This window comes from Micromonospora sp. NPDC018662 (assembly GCF_044391475.1).
Classification (GTDB): Bacteria; Actinomycetota; Actinomycetes; order Mycobacteriales; family Micromonosporaceae; genus Micromonospora.
Genome location: NZ_JBISAC010000011.1, coordinates 110,737 through 128,613, shown reverse-complemented (window position 1 = coordinate 128,613; position 17,877 = coordinate 110,737). Strand labels below are relative to the sequence as shown.

The following is a 17,877-nucleotide window of genomic DNA, read 5'->3' as shown; positions in this document are numbered from 1 at the left end:
CACCGATGCCGGCGTGTCCCACCCTGCATGGACGGAGATCGACACGTGACCACGCTGCGGGTCGGCGCGCAGACCGCCACCGCGACGGACCGGCTCCACCGGCCCACCCTCACCTCCCGCCCGACCGCGCCGCCGCAGCCCGGCGTCGCGCCCCGGAAGCGGCGCATCCTGATGCTGTCGTGGGAGTACCCGCCGGTGCTCGTCGGTGGCCTCGGCCGCCACGTGCACGCGCTCTCCGTCGCCCTGGCCGCCGCCGGGCACGAGGTCACCGTGGTCACCCGGCACGTTGAGGGCGCGCCGCTGGAGGAGTACGCCGACGGCGTGCGCGTGCTGCGCGCCGCCGAGGACCCGGTCCGTTTCCCGCTCGCCACCGGATCGCTGCTGGCCTGGACCATGGCGTTCAACCACACGCTCACCCGGGCCGCCCTGCGCGCCACCGAGTCCGGCGCGTACGACGTGATCCACGCCCACGACTGGCTGGTCGCACACACCGCCATGACGCTGCGCGAGCACCTGGACGTGCCGCTGGTGACCACCATCCACGCCACCGAGGCCGGCCGGCACCAGGGCTGGCTGCCCGAGGAGATGAACCGCACCATCCACGGCGTCGAGCAGTGGCTGGCCAGCGAGTCCGGCCGGGTGATCGTCTGCTCCGGCTACATGCGCGACGAGGTCGGCGCGCTGTTCGGCGTGGACGCGGCCCGGGTCGACGTGGTCCCCAACGGCGTCGAGCCGCACCGCTGGCGGGTGCCCGCCTCGGCGGTCGCCGCCGCCCGGGCCCGCTTCGCCGCCGACGGGCCGCTTGTCACGTTCGCCGGTCGGCTGGTCTACGAGAAGGGCGTGCAGCACCTGCTGGCCGGGCTGCCCCGGCTGCGGGACCGGCACCCCGGGCTGCGCGCGGTGATCGTCGGCGACGGGCCGTACAAGGCGGAGCTGGAGTCCGAGGTGCACCGGCTCGGCTTGGGCGACACGGTCAGCATGCCCGGGTTCCTCGGCGGCACCGACCTGCCCGCGGTGATGGCCGCCTCGGACTGCTTCGCGGTGCCCAGCATCTACGAGCCGTTCGGCATGGTCGCGCTGGAGGGCGCCGCCGCGGGCGCGCCGCTGGCGGTGTCGCGTACCGGCGGGCTGGCCGAGATCGTCGAGCCGGGCGTCACCGGGATGACGTTCGCCCCGCAGGACCCGGACGGGCTGGCCGAGGCGGTGCACGCGCTGCTCTCCGACACCGACCGGGCCCGCGCGCTGGCCCGCCGGGCCCGCGCCATGGTGCACGAGCAGTACGGCTGGGCCGCCATCGCGTCCCGCACGGCCGCCGCGTACGCCGCCGCCATCGCCGGCGACCCGGCCTTCACCGCGGCCCGCACCGAGCAGCGGATGGCCGCCGGCCGTACCCTCCCCACTCTCCCCTCCGGCAACCTCCTCGCCGCCGCCGGCCTGCGGTGAAAGGCGGGGCCCCCTATTAACGCCTGCGGTATAGGAAGGGGCCCCGCTTAACGCCCCGCACCCGATGCGCACGAAAAGGCCGCCGACCCGAGCAGGGTCGGCGGCCTTTCGTCACGTGTTAAGAAGGGGCCCCGCCTCTACCGAATGCGTTAACAGGGGGCCCCTCCTTACACCTCAGCGGTCGGCGGCGGGGAGGTACGTCCGCTCGGGGGCGCCGGTGTAGATCTGCCGCGGACGGCCGATCTTGGTCTCCGGGTCGTTGATCATCTCGCGCCACTGGGCGATCCAGCCCGGGAGCCGGCCCAGCGCGAACAGCACCGTGAACATCTTGGTCGGGAAGCCCATGGCCTTGTAGATCAGGCCGGTGTAGAAGTCCACGTTCGGGTAGAGCCGGCGGGAGACGAAGAAGTCGTCGGCGAGCGCGATCTCCTCCAACTGCACCGCGAGGTCCAGCAGCGGGTCCGGCTTGGCCATCCGGCCGAGCACGTCCTGGGCGGCCTTCTTCACGATGGCGGCGCGCGGGTCGTAGTTCTTGTAGACCCGGTGGCCGAAGCCCATCAGCTTCACGCCGTCCTGCTTGTCCTTCACCTTCTGCACGAAGGAACGGACGTCGCCGCCGTCGGCCTGGATCTTCTGGAGCATCTCCAGCACGGCCTGGTTGGCGCCGCCGTGCAGCGGGCCGAACAGCGCGTTCACGCCGGCCGAGACCGAGGCGAACAGGTTGGCGTTGCTGGAGCCGACCAGCCGTACGGTCGACGTGGAGCAGTTCTGCTCGTGGTCGGCGTGCAGGATGAACAGCATGTCCAGCACGCGGGCGACCACCGGGTCGACCTCGTACTCCTCGGCCGGCACCCCGAACGTCATCCGCAGGAAGTTCTCGACGTAGCCGAGCGAGTTGTCCGGGTACAGCAGCGGCTGGCCGATCGACTTCTTGTACGCGTACGACGCGATGGTCGGGACCTTCGCCATCAGCCGCACCATGGACATCTCGACGTGCTCGGAGTCGAACGGGTCCAGGCTGTCCTGGTAGAACGTCGAGATGGCGCTGACGGCCGAGGAGAGCACGGCCATCGGGTGCGCGTCGCGGGGGAAACCGTCGAAGAAGCGACGCATCTCCTCGTGCAGCAGCGAGTGCCGCCGGATCCGCTCGCTGAACTCGGTGAGCTCCGTCTGGGACGGCAGCTCGCCGTAGATCAGCAGGTAGGAGACCTCCAGGAAGGAGGACTTCTCGGCCAGTTGGTCGATCGGGTAGCCGCGGTACCGCAGGATGCCCGCGTCACCGTCGATGTAGGTGATCGCGGACGAGCAGGACGCGGTGTTGACGAAACCGGGGTCGTACGTGGTCATGCCGGTTTCCTTGAGCAGCTTGCTCACCCCGATCCCGGCGGGGCCCTCGACCGCGGGCTGCACCGGCATCGACAGTTGCCCACCGGGGTGGTCGAGCTTGACTTCCGTCATCTGTTCCTCGCTTCGCCGGCAAGATCTTCGTTGAATTGCCTTCGCTTCTACCGTAATCACGGCATGGGGGACAACGTTCGGCATGGTTTCGCAGGTGAGGTATGCGTCACCTGATTCCCGACTTGCCGGGGCGGAAACCGGTGGGAGCGCGCTCAGGACAGGGCGAGCCGCCGCAGCTTCCCACCGGGGTCGACCCGGTAGAGGTCGAGCCGGTTGGCGCCGGCGGCGAAGAGCCGGTCGTCGGGGAGGAACGCGGCGAACCGCCGGCCGCCGGCGTCCGGCGACACCACCGGCACCACGGCGCCGACCGTGCCGTTGACCGCCACCGCGAGCCGGGCGCCGTTCGGCACGGTGGCGGGCACGGTGCCCCAGACCAGCGCCGGCAGCCCTCGCGACGGGTCGACCGCGTCGAACGCGGCCCGGTTCGCCACCGTGGCCGTGCCGCCGGGGGGTGCATCACCGACCCGGGTGCCCACCAGCGGGTCGACGGCGGGCAACGGCACCGGGGCGGGCACCCCGCCGGCGATCGTCACCGGCTGACCGGGCCGGTCGTAGAAGCGCTTGTCGGCCCGCTGGCGCGGGGCGGCCTTCGCCGGGACGCCGTCCATCCGCCAGGGCACCCGGACGTGGGTCTCGTCGGCGATGGTGGGCAGCAGGTCGACGTGCTCCCAGTTGCGGTCGTCGACCCGGCCGGCGCGCTGTCCGGGCTCCTTGACGAACATCGGCACCCAGGCCACCTCGTTCGCGGCGTGGGTGATGGCGTCCATCCCCCGGCCCTGCCAGTCCCGGCGGAAGCTCACCCCGTGGTCCGCGGTGACCAGCACCAGCGCCTGGTCGTAGAGGCCGGTGGCGCGCAGCGTGCGCAGCGTCTCGCCGATCAGCCGGTCGGTGTAGCCGAGCTGGGCCAGGTGCCGGGCACGGGCCAGGTCCACCCAGCCGGCGCCGTCGTTGGGCAGGTCCTCCGGCGCGTCGTAGCGCGCGCCCGACGGCAGGTACGCCCACGGCGAGTGCGGCATCAGCAGGTGCAGGAAGTGCAGCGTGGGGCGGGCGGCGGGGCGCAGCCCGGCGAGGAACGAGGTGAACCGGGCCGGCTGGTTGTCGTCGAGCGTGTCCCAGCGGAACTTCGGATCGGCGGGCACCGGCTCGGCGGCGTCCAGCCCGGCCTCGGCCGCGGTCTGCTCCCGGTAGGAGTCCTCCGGGTCGACCCGGCTGTCCACCGGCGCGGTGAGCTGGCGCAGTAGCTTGCCGCTCTCCCGGGTCAGCACGCCGAGCCCCTGCTGCGGGCTGGTCGCCTGCTCGCAGCGGCTGGGCGGGCAGAGCCGGGTGATGCTCTCCTGCGCCTTGATCTGGTAGAGACCGCCGAGCGCGGTGAACAGGTTGTCCGGGTACTGCGAGTAGTGCGGCGCCAGCGCCTGCTGCGGGTAGCGGCCGGTGAGCATCGCCGGCAGCGCGTAGGGCGTCCAGCCGCTGACGCCGGTGGCGTTGCGGTACCAGGTGGAGCCGCCGGCCAGCGCGGCGAAGTTCGGGTAGCGGGCGGCGTCGATCCGCCCGTCCGGGCCGAGCAGCGACACCAGCGGCAACTCGTCCAGCACGATCATGACCACCGGCGGGTGGGCGCCGGCGCCGGCCGTGCCGGCCGCGCCGCCGTCGCCCCGGGGCAGCACCACCGCCGAGGCCGGCGACGCGAACAGGAACAACCCGACGAAGACCACCGGGCCGGCCGCGGCCACCCGCAGCACCCGGCGCAGCGCCCGCCACCGCCGGTGCGCGGCCGCCGCGAGCACCCCGGCCGCGCCGGCCACCAGCAGCAGCGGTACGCCCCGAAGCGGCGTCAGGTGGCGGCCGACCTGGACCGCGAGCGCGGCGAGCAGCAACCCGACCAGCACGGTGTGCACCGCCGCCCGGGTGACCCGACCGCCGAGCAGCGCCAGCGCGCCGAGCGCCGCGAACGGCAGCGTCGGCGCCAGCGCGATGAGGGCGACCAGGAGCAGCACGTCGGTCCGGGAGGCGCGGTGGAAGAGGAAGAAGTCGGGGCTGCGCCCGAGCACGTCCAGCAGGGGCTGGGTGACCACGAGGCCGACCAGCGCCACCACCTCGGCCAGCCGCGCCGCCTCGGCCCGCCACGGGCCCCGCCGCCGGGACGCGTCGGTGTCGGCCGGACGTACCCGCGGTGGCGCGAGGGTGTCCTCAACCACCCACCACCACCTGGTAGAGCGTGCGGGTGCCGGACGGCAGCTCGGCGCGCGCCACCACCCGGCCGCGCCGGGCCAGCAGCGCCTCGAACGCGTCCCGCCGGTAGTCGGGGAAGAGGCCGTCCGGTTTGTTGGCGAGCAGCCGGCGGGCCATCGGGTCGTCCGGGTGGACGAACTCCACCACCAGGCTGCCGCCGGGCTCGGTGAGCGCGGCGAGCTGGTCGAGCACGTCGGGCAGCGGCACGTTCCGGCCGATCGCCAGGTGGTGCACCACGGCCAGGGCGAGCACCAGGTCGGCGCGCGCCCGGTCGGCGAACGCGGCCCGCTCGACGCCGCGCCAGCCGCCGCCCGGCGACGGGTCGGCGAGGTCCATCACCAGCGGCAGGATCCGCCCCTCGCCCTCGTCGCGCAGCGCGCGGTAGAGCGCGTCGACCACGGCCGGGTCCTGCTCGACGGCGACGACGTGTGCGGCGTGCCGGGCCGCGATGCGGGCGTACCGGCCGTCGTTGGCGCCCAGGTCCAACGCGGCGTGCGGCGCGGTGGCGGCCGCCGCCCGGTCGACGAAGGTCTCCTTGGCCTGCCGGTCCGGCACGGAGTACGCGCAGGTGCGCTGGTAGTCCGACCAGTGGCTGTCGCCGGGCCGGTGGTCGAGCCGGCGGACCAGCCGGGTCAGCCCGCGTACGGTGGCCAGGGCCAGCTCGCGGGAGAACCCGGCGGCCCGGAGCTGGGCGCGGACGTCGCTGCTGCTGGCGTCCGCGTGGCGGGCCTGCATCGCGCCGTGCAGGTGCACGTGGGTGGGCACCCCGGCCCGCCAGCGGCGGGTGCCGGCGAACAGGCGGCGCATCTGGTCCGGCTCGACGCCGTCGATCCGGGCCCGCAGGAACGGCTGGAAGTCCAGCCCGAGGTGGGCCTGGATCAGCAGCGGGTAGAGCAGCGTCTGGCAGAACTGCCGGTAGCCGGCCCAGGGTTCGCCGTCGCGCAGCGCCTCGAACGAGCCGACGTCGATGAAGACCGGTCGGGCGCCGCGCCACTGCACGTTGTAGGCGGAGCCGTCCTTGGTGGTGAAGCCGGCTTCCAGGGCGGCGCGCAGCACGTCCAGGTGCAGCAGCGCCGCGTCGCGCAGCATCGCGTACGACCACTCGTAGGGGTGCGAGACGAACGGGATGCGGTCGTGCCGCAGCACCGCGGCCCAGGGCACGTCGACCGGGGTGGGCACGAGTTCCTCGGTGCCGACCAGGTGGCCGGCGGCGGTGAGGTCGCGGAAGAGGTCGGTGGCGGACAGCGCCCGCCAGTCGCGGGCGGACCGCTCGTCGAGCCCGCGCAGCACCTCCCCGCCCCGGTGGAAGACCCGGTTGCCCGGGTCGCGGAAGGAGCCGGGTTCGACGCGGACGCCGGTGTCGGGAACCGTCATGCCCTCAGCCCTGGTCGGTGGGCTGGCGACGGAACCGGGTCACCAGTCGACGCCAGTAGAGCTTGGCGGCCACGGCCACTCCGGCCACCCCGCCGACCACCGCCTGCACGATGAGACTGCCGGATCCCGCGTCCAGGTAGGCCAGGTGCGTCACGGCTGCTCTTCCTTCCCTCGCCGGTCATCGGAGCTCGGCCCGAGATGCGAGCTTTGTTGCTCAAAGGCGGACTTGTCCCCTACGGTACGCTGCCGACCGGACACGTGCGGCCACACCCGGTCACTCGTCCCCCGTCCGATCCGTTCAAGACGACCCGACCCGGAGGCACCTACCGTGGCCGCCATGACACCGCAGTTCGATCTCGTCGGGACCGTCGTCACCGACATGGCTCGCACCCTCGACTTCTACCGCCGGCTGGGGCTGCCGATCCCGGCCGGCGCCGACACGGAACCGCACGTGGAGGTCACCCTGCCGGGCGGGGTACGGCTGGCCTGGGACACCGTCGAGACCATCCGCGGCTTCCATCCCGGCTTCACGCCGCCCGCCGGCAGCCCGCGGATGAGCCTGGCCTTCCGCTGCGCCGACCCGGCCGAGGTGGACCGGTGGTACGCCGAACTGACCGCCGCCGGCCACCACGGCGAGCTGCCGCCGTGGGACGCCGTCTGGGGCCAGCGGTACGCGGTCCTGCACGACCCGGACGGCAACGGCGTGGACCTGTTCGCGCCCCTGCCGGCCGACTGACCGACGCGCGCACGCCGACACCCGGGCGACCGAGGGCCACGCGACGGGCCGCCGGTCAGTCGGTGGGCGGGGCGAGCAGCCGGGTCGGTGGGACGCCGGCCAGTTCCCGCACGTCGCGGGTGAGGTGGGCCTGGTCGGCGTACCCGGATCGCACGGCGACCTCGGCGAGCGGCACGCCGCCGCGGGCCAGGTCCAGCGCGCGACGCAGGCGCAGGATGCGGGCCAGCGTCTTCGGGCCGTACCCGAAGAGGGCCCGGCTGCGCCGGTGCAGGGCGCGCACGCCCAGGCCGACCTCGGCGGCGGTCGCGGCGACGGTGGCCCCGGCGGCCAGCCGGGCGGCCACGTGCGCGCCGAGCGGGTCGGGCCCGCCGGCCGCCCGCAGCCGCGCCCGCGCCACCTCCTCCAGGATCGTGGCGCCGGCGGCCGCCCAGCGCGACCCGGGCGGATCGGTCGCCACCCCGAAACGTTCGGCCAGCTCCACGGCGGCGCGGCCCCACAGGTCGGCGAGCGGGACGCGACGGTCCCGCAGTTCCTCGGCGGGCACCCCGAACACGGCCGGGCCGACGCCCGGGGGCAGGCGCAGCCCGATCCACCGCTCCCCCGGCGCCGACCACGACACCTGCGCCACCCGGTCCGGCCCGGCCACCAGCAGCCCGGCCCGACTGGACCAGAGCAGGTCCAGACACCCGTCCGGCAACACCCGCACCGGCCCCCCGCCGGACGTAACGCTCGCCCACCGCACCGCCGCCCGAATCCCCACCGCCGCCCGTTCCCGGTACATCCGTCCACCCTGCCACCCCCCGTCGATCATGAGGTTGGCGGCAGGCTCCGCGGCGTGTCGGGTCACGGGCGGTGGTGCAGGGCCAGCCGGAGCAGGAGGAACCGCAGCGCGGTGGCGGCCAGGTTGGCCGCCACCAGGACGGCCAGCTCGACGGCGCGCGGCGGGACCGTGACGGCGTGTAGGACGGCCAGCGAACCGCTGGTCAGGGCCAGGCCGAGCGCGAACGCGAGCAGCCCCTGGAGGTGGTGCCGGCCGACGTGGCGACGGCCGGTGACGCCGAACGTGAGCCGCCGGTTGGCCGCCGTGTTCGCCACCGCGGTCAGCAGCAGCGCCAGCAGGTTCGCCGGTTGCGCGCCGAGCGGGCCGCGGGCCGTCAGGAAGAGCAGCAGGTACGCGAGCGTGCTGGCCACCCCCACCGCGGCGAAGCGGACGAGCTGGCGGGGCAACCCGACCGGCACCGGCGTCGGCGGCGACAGCGGCGCCCGGCCGAGTTGGGCGCGCAGCCGGGCGAGCGGCAACGCGCCGGTGACCAGCGACCGGGCCAGCCGCCCGATGCCGCGCAGGTCGGCCAGGGCGGTGGCGACGATGTCGACCCGACTGTCCGGGTCGTCCACCCAGTCCACCGGCACCTCGTGGATCCGCAGCCCGGCCCGCTGGGCCAGCACCAGCAGCTCGGTGTCGAAGAACCAGCCGGTGTCCTGGACCAGCGGCAGCAGCTCCGCCGCCACGTCGGCGCGGATCGCCTTGAACCCGCACTGCGCGTCGGAGAAGCGCACCGCGAGCGTGCCGCGCAGCAGCAGGTTGTAGCCCCGGGAGATCACCTCCCGCTTGGTGCCCCGCACCACCCGGCTGGTGCGCGCCAGCCGAGTGCCGATGGCCAGGTCGGAGTGGCCGGACAGGAGCGGTGCGACCAGCGGCAGCAGCGCCGCCAGGTCGGTGGAGAGGTCCACGTCCAGGTACGCCAGCACCGGCGCCGGCGACGCCGACCAGGCGGCCCGCAGCGCGCGCCCCCGACCCTTCTCCGCCAGGTGCAGCACGCCGACCTCGGGCAACTCGGCGGCGAGCGCCTCGGCCACCGCCCGGGTGCCGTCGGAGCTGGCGTTGTCGGCCACCGTGATCCGGAACGGGTACGGGAAGTGCGTGGTCAGGTGCGCGTGCAGTCGCCGGACGCAGGGGCCGAGGTCGACCTCCTCGTTGTAGACCGGGACCACCACGTCCAGCACCGCGCCCTCGGCGGTGGGTCGGGCCCGCACGGCGGCCCGTGGCTCGGGCGTGACGATCATGGCTCAGCCCTGCTTCCCGCTGCTCAGGTCGTACACGGTCACTCCGTCGACGGTGGTGGCGGTGAAGTTCTCGGCGACCCAGGCGCTGATCTCGGCCGACGCGCTGCTGCCGCCGTTGGCCCGGAACCCGCCGCCGCCGAGGAACCAGTGGATCTCGCCGTCGGCCACGTACCGCTGGAACTGGGCGAGCGTCGGCGACGGGTCGCTGCCGTTGAAGCCGCCGATCGGCATCACCGGCTCACCGGTGGCGAGCTGGTAGCCGGAGGCGTTGTTCGAGCCGATCGTGGCGGCCACCCAGGTGTAGTCCGCCGCGTCGGCCGTCAGCAGCGCGGTCATCTCGGCGCTCGGCTCGCGGGCGTCGAGCAGCCCACCCATGCCGCCGCCGCGTTGGCCACGCCCGCCGTCGCCGTTCTGGTTGCCGGGAGTGCCGGGCGCCTGGCCGCCGCCCGGGAACCCCGGGAACGCGCCGTTCTGACCGCCCGGGAACCGACCGTTGCCGCCGCCCGGGAAGCCGGGGAACGCGCCGCCGGGAAACTCCCCGCCGCCCGGCATCCGCCCGCCGGGGAAGCCGCCCCGGCCACCCGGCCCGAAGCCACCCACCACGCCGGGGCCGGCGCTCGGGATCGAGCCGGTGTGCGGCGTCGCCGCGGTCTGCAGCGCGTACGCCGCAGGCCCGGCCACGCCCACCGCCATCCCCAGCGCCGCGACCCCCGTCACCATGCCGCGCGCCCACCACCGGCCCGCCCGGCCCGCCCGATCCGAGGTGACCAAGGAGTTCGGGTCGCCGTGCGACGCCCTGGCCGACCCGAACTCCTTGATCACCGGGAGGTCGAGGAGGGCCAGGAGGACGGCGGCGGTCAGGCCGGTCGCCAGCACCGTGGGGCGCAGCCAGGGCTGCCAGTCGGGGCTGCGACCGAGCAGGCGCCAGGACCACCAGGCGGTGACCGCCAACGTGCCGGCCAGGACCAGCGTGACGGCGGGTCCGCGCCACCGGCTCCGCGTCGGGGTCCGCTCGGCCGCGCCGGGACCGGCCGACGCGTCGCGGGACCCGACGGGGTCGGACGGGGCCGGCACCAGGCCGGGCGGCGGGGCCGGGGCGGAGGCGGTCGCCGGTGCGGTGGCCGTCGCCGGGGCGTACCGGACATCGGACCTGGTGGGCGCGGTCCGGGCCCGCCAGAGCTGGGTGACCCCGATGCCGACCAGGGCGCCGACGGCGGGCGCCAGGGCGACCGTGTAGTAGGCGTGGAAGATGCCGGACATGAAGCTGAAGATCAGCCCGGTGACCAGCAGCCAGCCGCCCCAGAGCAGCAGGCCGGCCCGCCTCCGGTCGGTGCGCGCCGCGCGCCCGGCCAGCCACAGGCCGGCCACCAGCAGGATCAGCGCGGCCGGCAGCAGCCAGGAGATCTGCCCGCCGACCTCGGTGTCGAACATCCGCAGCAGGCCGGCCTGACCGGAGAACGGCCCACCGCCCCCGCCGCCGGGCCGGCCGCCCCCGCCGACGCTGCCCACCTCGTCACCGGTGATCCGACCCAGGCCGTTGTAGCCGAGGGTCAGCTCCAGGACGCTGTTGTGCTGCGAGCCGCCGATGTACGGGCGGGCGCTCGCCGGCACCAGCTCCACGATCGCCACCCACCAGCCGGCGGAGACCACCACGGCCAGCCCGGCCAGCAGCAGTTGCCCCATCCGCCGCCGGAGACCGGTCGGCGCGGCCAGCAGGTAGACCCCGGCGAACACCGGGACCACCAGGAACGCCTGGAGCATCTTGGTGAGGAAGCCGAAGCCGACCAGCACGCCGGCCAGCGCGAGCCACCGGGTGCTCGCCGTCTCGACCGCGCGCACCGTCGCGTACGCGGCGGCCACCAGCAGCAGCACCAGCAGCGCGTCGGGGTTGTTGAAGCGGAACATGAGCGTGGCCACCGGGGTGAGCGCGAGCACCGCGCCGGCGATCAGGCCGGCGCCCGGGCCGTACCAGCGGCGGACGGTCGCGTACAGCACGCCGACCGCTGCCACGCCGAGCAGCGCCTGCGGCACCAGGACCGACCAGCTGCTCAGCCCGAAGACGCGCACCGAGAGCGCCATCAGCCAGAGCGAGGCCGGTGTCTTGTCCACGGTGATCGAGTTGGCCGCGTCCGAGGAGCCGTAGAAGAACGCCGTCCAGTTCTCCGACCCGGCCTGCACGGCGGCGGAGTAGAACGCGTTGCCCCAGCCGGACGCGCCCAGCCCCCACAGGTAGAGCAGCCCGGTGGCGACCAGCAGGCCGAGCAGGGCCGGCCGGGCCCAGCGCGGGTCGCGGCCCGGCGGGACCGCCGCGGTGCGGGTCGACTCCGGTACGGGGGCGGGGGCCGGCCCGGTGGCGGGCGGGCCACCCGTCGGCGCGGTCAGCAGGCTCTCGGTTCTGTCCATGCCGGCAAGCCTCGGAGGGCCCGCTGACCCGCCCCCGTGAACGGCCTATGCGTCCGCTGTGGATCCCGGCAGCCAGACGGTGAACGCGGTGCGGCCGGGACGGCTGGCCACCCCGACCCGGCCGTGGTGGGCCTCCACCACGGCGGCGACGATGGCCAGCCCCAGGCCGGTGCTGCCGTGGGCGCGGGAGCGGGAGCTGTCGCCGCGGGCGAACCGCTCGAACACCTCCGGTTGCAGCTCGGGCGGAATGCCCGGCCCGTCGTCGGTGACCTGGAGTTCGACGCCGTCCGGCGCGGGCGCCAGCCGGGTGGTCACGGTGGTGCCGGCCGGGGTGTGCACGCGCGCGTTGGCGAGCAGGTTCGTCAGCACCTGGTGCAGGCGGTGGGCGTCGCCGGTGACGGCGAGCGGCTCGTCCGGCAGCTCGAGCTGCCAGCGGTGCTCCGGGCCGGCCACGTGCGCGTCACTGACCGCGTTCACCGTCATGGCGGTCAGGTCGACCGGCTCGGCGCCGAGTGGGCGGCCGGAGTCCAGCCGGGCGAGCAGCAGCAGGTCGTCCACGAGGCTGGTCATCCGGGTGCTCTCCGACTCGACCCGGCGCAGCGCGTGCGCCACGTCCGGCGGCACCTCCTGCCGGCCGCGCCGGGCCACCTCGGCGTACCCCCGGATGGCGGCCAGCGGCGTACGCAGCTCGTGGCTGGCGTCGGCGACGAACTGGCGTACCCGGGTCTCGCTGGCCTGCCGGGCGGCGAGCGCGGCGGCGACGTGGCCGAGCATCCGGTTGAGCGCGCCGCCGACCTGACCGACCTCGGTGCGCGGGTCGGTGTCGGCGGCCGGCACCCGGACCGACAGGGCCACCTCGCCCCGGTCCAGCGGCAGCTCGGTGACCCGGGCGGCGGTGGCGGCGACCCGGTTCAGCGGCCGCAGCGTGCCCCGGACGATGAGCGCGCCGAGGCCGCCGGCGATGACCAGGCCGGCGCCGATCACCCCGGCCTGGGCGACGAGCATCCACATGACCGTCTCGTCGACCTCGGACAGCGGGATGGCGAAGACGAGGACGTCGCCGTCGGGCATCTGCCGGGCCGCAGCCCGGTAGTCGCCGCGCCCGGCGAGCCCGACCGTGCGCGGCGCCTCGTCGGGACGGAGCCGGGCCAGCGGCGCCACCTCGCCCACCGGCACCGCGGTCGGCTGCGTGGCCGCCTGCCGGAACGCCAGGTCGACCTTCCCGTCGACGACCCGCGCCGCCACGGACTCGGCCGGGTAGCCGGGTGGGAACCCCGGGCGGAAGGCGTTCGGCCGGTCCTGCGGCAACTCGAAGGGCGAGGGCTGCCGCACGTGCCGGCGGGATTCACCCCCGGTGAGCTGGTCGTCGATCCGCCCGATCAGGAAGTGGCGCAGCGCGACAGTGGTCAGGCCGCCGATGCCGAGGCTGACCAGTGCCAGCAGCGCCACCACGGAGAGCACCAGGCGGCGGCGCAGCGACCAGCCGGCCAGCCGGCGGCGCAGCCGCCCGCCCCGGTCACTCCGCGGGCTTGAGGACATAGCCCGCGCCACGCAGCGTGTGGATCATCGGCGCGCGGCCCGCGTCGATCTTCTTGCGCAGGTACGAGATGTACAGCTCGACCACGTTGGCCTGGCCGCCGAAGTCGTAGTTCCAGACCCGGTCGAGGATCTGCGCCTTGCTGAGCACCCGGCGCGGGTTGCGCATCAGATAGCGCAGCAGCTCGAACTCGGTGGCGGTGAGCGTGATCAGGGCGTCGCCGCGGCGTACCTCGTGGCTGTCCTCGTCGAGACTGAGGTCGCCGACGGTCAGCACCGCCTCCTCCCGGGCGGCGACCGCGAACCCGGAGCGGCGCAGCAGGGCACGCAGCCGGGCGATCACCTCTTCCAGGCTGAACGGCTTGGTGACGTAGTCGTCGCCGCCGACGGTGAGCCCGGCGACGCGCTCCTCGACCGCGTCGCGGGCGGTCAGGAACAGCACCGGCACGCTGGGCGACTGCTCGCGCAGGCGGCGCAGCACCTGGAAGCCGTCCAGGTCGGGCAGCATCACGTCGAGCACCACGGCGTCCGGCCGGAACTGGCGGGCCGTGCTGATCGCCGCCATCCCGTTGCCGGCGGTGGCGACCTGCCAGCCCTCGTAGCGCAGGGCCATCGACAGCAGGTCGGTGAGCGTCGGCTCGTCGTCCACCACCAGCACCCGCACCGGTTCGCCGTCCGGTCGACGCAGTTCGATCCGGCCCTGCGCGGCCTGCCCGTTCATGACCATGCTCCCCATCGTGGGCGCACCGGCTGTACCGGCGCTGTCCCGATCCTGTGTACCAGCTGTATCGGCCGGGCGCGGAGATCCGGCGGACCGACCGGTCCTTCCCCGGCTGGCTACCCGGTGGTAACTTGCCGGCATGTCCATCGACGGTCGTCCCGCCCGGCCGGATGCGCCGGGGACCGCGCCGTGACCACGCCGGCCTCCCGTCCCGGCGTGGAGGTGGTCTTCGAGCGGCGCGGCGCCGGGCCCGCGCTGGTGCTGCTGCACGGCATCGGTCACCACGGCGGCGCCTGGCTGCCGGTGCTGGACCGGCTCGCCGGGACGCACGACGTGATCGCGGTCGACCTGCCCGGCTTCGGCCGGTCCCCGGTGCCCGCCGCCGGCCTGCCGGCCGACATGCCCGGGCTGGTGGCCGGCATGGCCCAGCTCTTCGCCGCGCTCGGGCTGGACCGGCCGCACGTGGCCGGCAACAGCCTCGGCGGGGCGATCGCGCTGGAGCTGGCCGCCGCCGGCGCGGTCGCCTCGGCCACCGCGCTGTCGCCGGCCGGGTTCTGCACCGCACGCGAGCTGCGCTGGGCGCTCACCGTGCTCACCCTGCACCGCAACGCGGCCCGGCTGCCCGAGCCGGTGCTGCGTCACCTGTTCGCCGCGCCGGCGCTGCGGGCCCTGGCGATGGGCATGATCCTGGCCCGACCGGACCGGCTGACGCCGGACGTGGCGCTCGCGGACGCCCGCGCGCTGCGCCGGGCACGGGCGTTCCGCGCCGTCGCCCGGGCCGGCCGCGGGTACGCCTTCGCCGGGCGGCCCACCGTCCCGGTGACGGTGGCCTGGGGCACCCGGGACCGCATCCTGCCCCACCGGCAGGCCGCGCTGGCCCGCGCCCGGCTGCCCACCGCCCGCCACCTGGACCTGCCCGGCTGCGGGCACGTGCCGATGCACGACGACCCGGAGCTGGTCGCCTCGGTCATCCTCGGCACCACCGGCCTCCGGCCGGCCTGAGCCGTCCCCGCCGCGCCGGTCGACGCGCCGCCATGCCGGGCCCTACTCGGTGGCGCCGAACGGATCGGTGCGCACGTACCGCATCGTCCAGCCGTCCGGCCCGGCCCGGTCGCCCCGCTCGTAGAGGTGGTCCGCCACGTCGACGGCCGGCTGCTCGGGGTGGCGCAGGATCCACCGGCGCGGCGGTGCGCCGTCCGGTTCCGCCGGCAGGTCCCGGGCCACGTCGTCGGCCGGACCGCCGACGAACCGTACGCGCACCAGCGCCACCGCTCACCCTCCGTTCCGACGTCGACACCCCCGCTCGCGAAGCTACCCCGGCAGCCGGCCCGTCCCACGCGGTTTGCACAGCTCGGAGCCCGGGTAGCGGGTCCGGGGGGACCGGACGAGACAGGGAGTGGTCGATGAGGACGCTGGGCGGGCGGTACGAGCTCGAACAGCGCGCCGCCGTGGGTGGCATGTCGGAGGTGTGGCGGGCACACGACCGGGTGCTGGACCGGACCGTCGCGATCAAGCTGATCTCGCCGGGGCTGGACGGCGACGCCGGTTCGGTGGAACGGATCCGGGCCGAGGCCCGCTCGGCGGCGCAACTCGTGCACCCGAACGTGGCCAGCGTGCACGACTTCGGCACCGCCACGCTGCCGGACGGACGGCCGGTGCCCTACATCGTGATGGAGCTGGCCGAGGGCGAGACGCTCGCCGCGCACCTGCGCGCCGGCCCGCTGGACTGGCGCATCGCGGTGCGGGTCTGTGCCGAGGTGTGCGCCGCGCTGGCCGCCGCGCACGGGCACGGCATCGTGCACCGGGACGTGAAGCCGGCGAACGTGATCCTCACCCCGTCCGGCGTGAAGGTGCTCGACTTCGGCATCGCCACCCCGGCCGGCGCGCCGGACCACACCCCGGAGGGGGTCGTGGTGGGCACCCCGGCGTACCTCGCCCCGGAGCAGCTCGACCGGCAGCCGGCCACCCCGGCCGCCGACATGTACGCGCTCGGCGTGCTGCTCTACTACTGCCTGACCGGCCGGCTGCCGTACGACGCCGCCAGCACCACCCAGTTGCTCGGCGCGCGCCGCCGCCGGCCGCCCCGGCCGCTGCCGGAGGTCCCCGGGCTGCCGGCCGAGGTGGCCGAGCTGTGCGAGCGCTGCCTCGACTCCGACCCCGCCGCGCGGCCGACCAGCCCGATGGCCGCGCTGCTGCTGGCCGAGGCGGTCGACGCCCGCATCTACGTGCCGATGACCGTGGTGCTGCCCCGGCAGCGGATCGGCGAGGTGTCCCCCTGGACCGGGCGGGCGGCCGCCGAGGCGACCGAGGCGATGGCCCTGGACGCCGCCACGAGCGGGCGGATCCGCTGAGCGTACTGCGGTTTCGCCCGTCGGCGGTCGGGAACGCGGGCCGGTGAGTGACGGGAGGAACGCGATGCCGGATCCGAGTTCCTGGCTGGCCGAGACGGCCACGGCGACCGCGGCGGGCGGTCACGTACGCACCGACGACGGCGGTCTCTCCTCCGCCCTGGCGTCCCCGCTGGCGCCGCACTGCTCCGGCCTGACGCCGGAGCAGCTCCTGGCCGCCGCGTTCGCCTCCTGCCTGCACCACGCCGCGGTGGAGGCGGCCGGCGAGATCACCGACGAGGCGCACACCGTGCAGGTGACCGCCGAGGCGACGCTGGGTCGCGACGACGACGGCCGCTACCGGGCCGACGTGCACGCCGAGATCTCCTCGGCCGGGCTCACCCGGAAGCAGTTGGCCGAGCTGGTCGCGTACGCCGACCGGCTCTGGCCGTTCACCAGCGGCGATCCGAGCCGGCACCGGCTCACTGTCACCCCGGCCGAGAACGGCCGGCACTGAGCGCTCGGCTCACCAGCGGAAGCCGGCGGTCACCGCGCGGTGGTCGGTGTCCGGCGTGTGCACCACGCCGGCGGCGGTCGGGGTGAGCCCCCGGTAGAGCACGTGGTCGGGGCGGGTCACCGGCACCTCCGCCGGCCAGGTGAAGCCGAACCCCTGCCCGGCCTCGGCCTGCGCGTCGCCGAGCAGTCTGGTCAGCGGGTCGAAGACCCGGTCGGTGGTGGCCGTGTTCAGGTCGCCGAGCACCACCAGCCGGTCGGCCGGGTCGGCCCGGACGATGCGGGCCAGCGCCGCCACCGTCTCGTCGCGGGTGGTGGTGTGGCCGGCGCGGGCGGAGCCGAGGTGGACGACGTAGACGGTCAGGTCGCCCTGCGGGGCGGCCACCACGGCGCGCAGGGCGCGGTCCCAGCCCAGCCCGGTGTCCACGCCGTGGGTCTCGCGGATCGGCCAGCGGCTCCACAGCGCGACGGTGGAGACCGCCGTCCGGTGCGGGTAGCGGCCGGCCAGGGTGGGCGCGACCCGTGCCCCGTCGTCGACCTCCTGCAACCCGATCAGGTCGGGGGCGCCGGCGGCCAGCGCGCCGACGGTGGCGGCCGGGTCGGGGTTGCCGGCCCGCAGGTTCTGGCTGGCCACCCGCACCGACGTGCCGTCGGCCCCGGCCGCCGGGGGCAGCCAGGCACGGCCATAGAGCGCGGCCCAGACCAGCGCCGGCACCAGCACCGCCAGCAGCGCCCGGCGGGAGCGGCGCAGCAGCGCCGCGAGCCCGAGCAGGGGTACGCCGAGACCGAGCAGCGGGGTGGCGCTGTCCACCAGGCTGCCCAGGCCGTGCACGTTGGGCACCGCCCGGTGCCCGACCAGGAGCACGGTGAGCAGCACGGCGCAGGAGATGACGATCGTGCCCCGCCGGCCGGCGCGCTCACCGGCGGGCCGCTCGTCGACCATCTGCTCCGTCACCGTCCGCATCGTATCGAGCGGCCGGGCACGCGGTCCGCCCGATTCCGCTACCGGCACACCCCCCGGGCTGGCGCCGGGTCACGTGCCACCACCCCCACCCCCACCCCCACCCCCACCC

16 protein-coding genes are annotated in these 17,877 nt (G+C 75.3%); 5 read left to right on the top strand and 11 right to left on the bottom strand.

Annotation, left to right across the window (positions count from 1 at the left end; all coding sequences use genetic code 11):
* The first annotated feature begins 45 nt into the window (after positions 1 to 45).
* Positions 46 to 1,443, top strand: a complete 1,398-nt coding sequence (locus tag ACH495_RS26425; RefSeq protein ID WP_396860403.1) for a glycosyltransferase family 4 protein — start codon at positions 46 to 48, stop codon at positions 1,441 to 1,443.
* Positions 1,444 to 1,617: 174 nt separating this feature from the next.
* Here the strand turns inward: ACH495_RS26425 and ACH495_RS26420 are convergent, their stop codons facing one another.
* From ACH495_RS26420 to ACH495_RS26405, 4 genes are all read right to left on the bottom strand, one after another.
* Positions 1,618 to 2,901 carry a citrate synthase gene (locus tag ACH495_RS26420; protein ID WP_396860402.1) on the bottom strand — a complete coding sequence of 428 codons (1,284 nt, stop codon included), beginning with the start codon at positions 2,899 to 2,901 and terminating at the stop codon, positions 1,618 to 1,620.
* A 152-nt stretch (positions 2,902 to 3,053) separates the two neighbouring features.
* A complete protein-coding gene (locus tag ACH495_RS26415; protein ID WP_396860401.1) occupies positions 3,054 to 5,096 on the bottom strand; it encodes a sulfatase-like hydrolase/transferase in 2,043 nt (680 codons plus the stop codon).
* A complete protein-coding gene (locus ACH495_RS26410) occupies positions 5,089 to 6,504 on the bottom strand; it encodes a methyltransferase domain-containing protein (RefSeq protein WP_396860400.1) in 1,416 nt (471 codons plus the stop codon). The genes ACH495_RS26415 and ACH495_RS26410 overlap by 8 nt, the downstream gene beginning before the upstream one ends.
* A gap of 4 nt (positions 6,505 to 6,508) precedes the next feature.
* Positions 6,509 to 6,658 (bottom strand): hypothetical protein, encoded by a 150-nt coding sequence (locus tag ACH495_RS26405; protein WP_343441732.1) that lies wholly within the window; start codon positions 6,656 to 6,658, stop codon positions 6,509 to 6,511.
* A 183-nt stretch (positions 6,659 to 6,841) separates the two neighbouring features.
* Between ACH495_RS26405 and ACH495_RS26400 the strand changes: the two genes are divergently transcribed.
* On the top strand, positions 6,842 to 7,240 hold the full coding sequence (locus ACH495_RS26400; protein ID WP_396860399.1) for a VOC family protein: 399 nt from the start codon (positions 6,842 to 6,844) through the stop codon (positions 7,238 to 7,240).
* Between the two features lie 55 nt (positions 7,241 to 7,295).
* On the opposite strand, the gene ACH495_RS26395 is transcribed toward ACH495_RS26400, so the two are convergent.
* The 5 genes from ACH495_RS26395 to ACH495_RS26375 all read right to left on the bottom strand — a co-directional run bounded on the left by ACH495_RS26395 (position 7,296) and on the right by ACH495_RS26375 (position 13,964).
* Complete coding sequence (locus tag ACH495_RS26395) at positions 7,296 to 8,021, bottom strand: helix-turn-helix domain-containing protein (RefSeq protein WP_396860398.1); 726 nt, start codon at positions 8,019 to 8,021, stop codon at positions 7,296 to 7,298.
* A 62-nt stretch (positions 8,022 to 8,083) separates the two neighbouring features.
* The gene (locus ACH495_RS26390) at positions 8,084 to 9,304 is read right to left on the bottom strand and encodes a glycosyltransferase (RefSeq protein ID WP_396860397.1); all 1,221 of its coding nucleotides are present in this window, start codon (positions 9,302 to 9,304) and stop codon (positions 8,084 to 8,086) included.
* A gap of 3 nt (positions 9,305 to 9,307) precedes the next feature.
* On the bottom strand, positions 9,308 to 11,707 hold the full coding sequence (locus ACH495_RS26385) for an ArnT family glycosyltransferase (RefSeq protein ID WP_396860396.1): 2,400 nt from the start codon (positions 11,705 to 11,707) through the stop codon (positions 9,308 to 9,310).
* 45 nt (positions 11,708 to 11,752) lie between these two features.
* Positions 11,753 to 13,246 (bottom strand): ATP-binding protein, encoded by a 1,494-nt coding sequence (locus tag ACH495_RS26380; protein WP_396860395.1) that lies wholly within the window; start codon positions 13,244 to 13,246, stop codon positions 11,753 to 11,755.
* Entirely contained in the window at positions 13,224 to 13,964 is a 741-nt protein-coding gene (locus ACH495_RS26375; protein ID WP_396860484.1) for a response regulator transcription factor, read from the bottom strand. Before ACH495_RS26375 ends, ACH495_RS26380 begins: the two co-directional genes overlap by 23 nt.
* 189 nt (positions 13,965 to 14,153) lie before the next feature.
* On the opposite strand from ACH495_RS26375, the gene ACH495_RS26370 reads away from it, so the two are divergent.
* On the top strand, positions 14,154 to 14,966 hold the full coding sequence (locus ACH495_RS26370) for an alpha/beta fold hydrolase (protein ID WP_396860394.1): 813 nt from the start codon (positions 14,154 to 14,156) through the stop codon (positions 14,964 to 14,966).
* A 42-nt stretch (positions 14,967 to 15,008) separates the two neighbouring features.
* Here the strand turns inward: ACH495_RS26370 and ACH495_RS26365 are convergent, their stop codons facing one another.
* The gene (locus ACH495_RS26365) at positions 15,009 to 15,233 is read right to left on the bottom strand and encodes a hypothetical protein (protein ID WP_396860393.1); all 225 of its coding nucleotides are present in this window, start codon (positions 15,231 to 15,233) and stop codon (positions 15,009 to 15,011) included.
* A 134-nt stretch (positions 15,234 to 15,367) separates the two neighbouring features.
* Between ACH495_RS26365 and ACH495_RS26360 the strand changes: the two genes are divergently transcribed.
* Together ACH495_RS26360 and ACH495_RS26355 are read left to right on the top strand one after the other, a co-directional pair.
* A complete protein-coding gene (locus ACH495_RS26360) occupies positions 15,368 to 16,315 on the top strand; it encodes a serine/threonine-protein kinase (protein WP_396860392.1) in 948 nt (315 codons plus the stop codon).
* A 64-nt stretch (positions 16,316 to 16,379) separates the two neighbouring features.
* Positions 16,380 to 16,808, top strand: a complete 429-nt coding sequence (locus tag ACH495_RS26355) for an OsmC family protein (RefSeq protein WP_396860391.1) — start codon at positions 16,380 to 16,382, stop codon at positions 16,806 to 16,808.
* Between the two features lie 9 nt (positions 16,809 to 16,817).
* Here ACH495_RS26355 and ACH495_RS26350 read toward each other — a convergent pair whose 3' ends face one another.
* Positions 16,818 to 17,759 (bottom strand): endonuclease/exonuclease/phosphatase family protein, encoded by a 942-nt coding sequence (locus ACH495_RS26350; protein ID WP_396860390.1) that lies wholly within the window; start codon positions 17,757 to 17,759, stop codon positions 16,818 to 16,820.
* Between the last annotated feature and the right edge of the window lie 118 nt (positions 17,760 to 17,877).

What these genes read in the sequence shown, in the direction of transcription:
- ACH495_RS26420 (WP_396860402.1), bottom strand. Translation starts at nt 2,901, where the DNA reads ATGACGGAAGTCAAGCTCGACCACCCCGGTGGGCAACTGTCGATGCCG.
- ACH495_RS26410 (WP_396860400.1), bottom strand. Translation starts at nt 6,504, where the DNA reads ATGACGGTTCCCGACACCGGCGTCCGCGTCGAACCCGGCTCCTTCCGC.
- ACH495_RS26400 (WP_396860399.1), top strand. Translation starts at nt 6,842, where the DNA reads ATGACACCGCAGTTCGATCTCGTCGGGACCGTCGTCACCGACATGGCT.
- ACH495_RS26395 (WP_396860398.1), bottom strand. Translation starts at nt 8,021, where the DNA reads ATGTACCGGGAACGGGCGGCGGTGGGGATTCGGGCGGCGGTGCGGTGG.
- ACH495_RS26390 (WP_396860397.1), bottom strand. Translation starts at nt 9,304, where the DNA reads ATGATCGTCACGCCCGAGCCACGGGCCGCCGTGCGGGCCCGACCCACC.
- ACH495_RS26385 (WP_396860396.1), bottom strand. Translation starts at nt 11,707, where the DNA reads ATGGACAGAACCGAGAGCCTGCTGACCGCGCCGACGGGTGGCCCGCCC.
- ACH495_RS26380 (WP_396860395.1), bottom strand. Translation starts at nt 13,246, where the DNA reads ATGTCCTCAAGCCCGCGGAGTGACCGGGGCGGGCGGCTGCGCCGCCGG.
- ACH495_RS26375 (WP_396860484.1), bottom strand. Translation starts at nt 13,964, where the DNA reads ATGAACGGGCAGGCCGCGCAGGGCCGGATCGAACTGCGTCGACCGGAC.
- ACH495_RS26360 (WP_396860392.1), top strand. Translation starts at nt 15,368, where the DNA reads ATGAGGACGCTGGGCGGGCGGTACGAGCTCGAACAGCGCGCCGCCGTG.
- ACH495_RS26355 (WP_396860391.1), top strand. Translation starts at nt 16,380, where the DNA reads ATGCCGGATCCGAGTTCCTGGCTGGCCGAGACGGCCACGGCGACCGCG.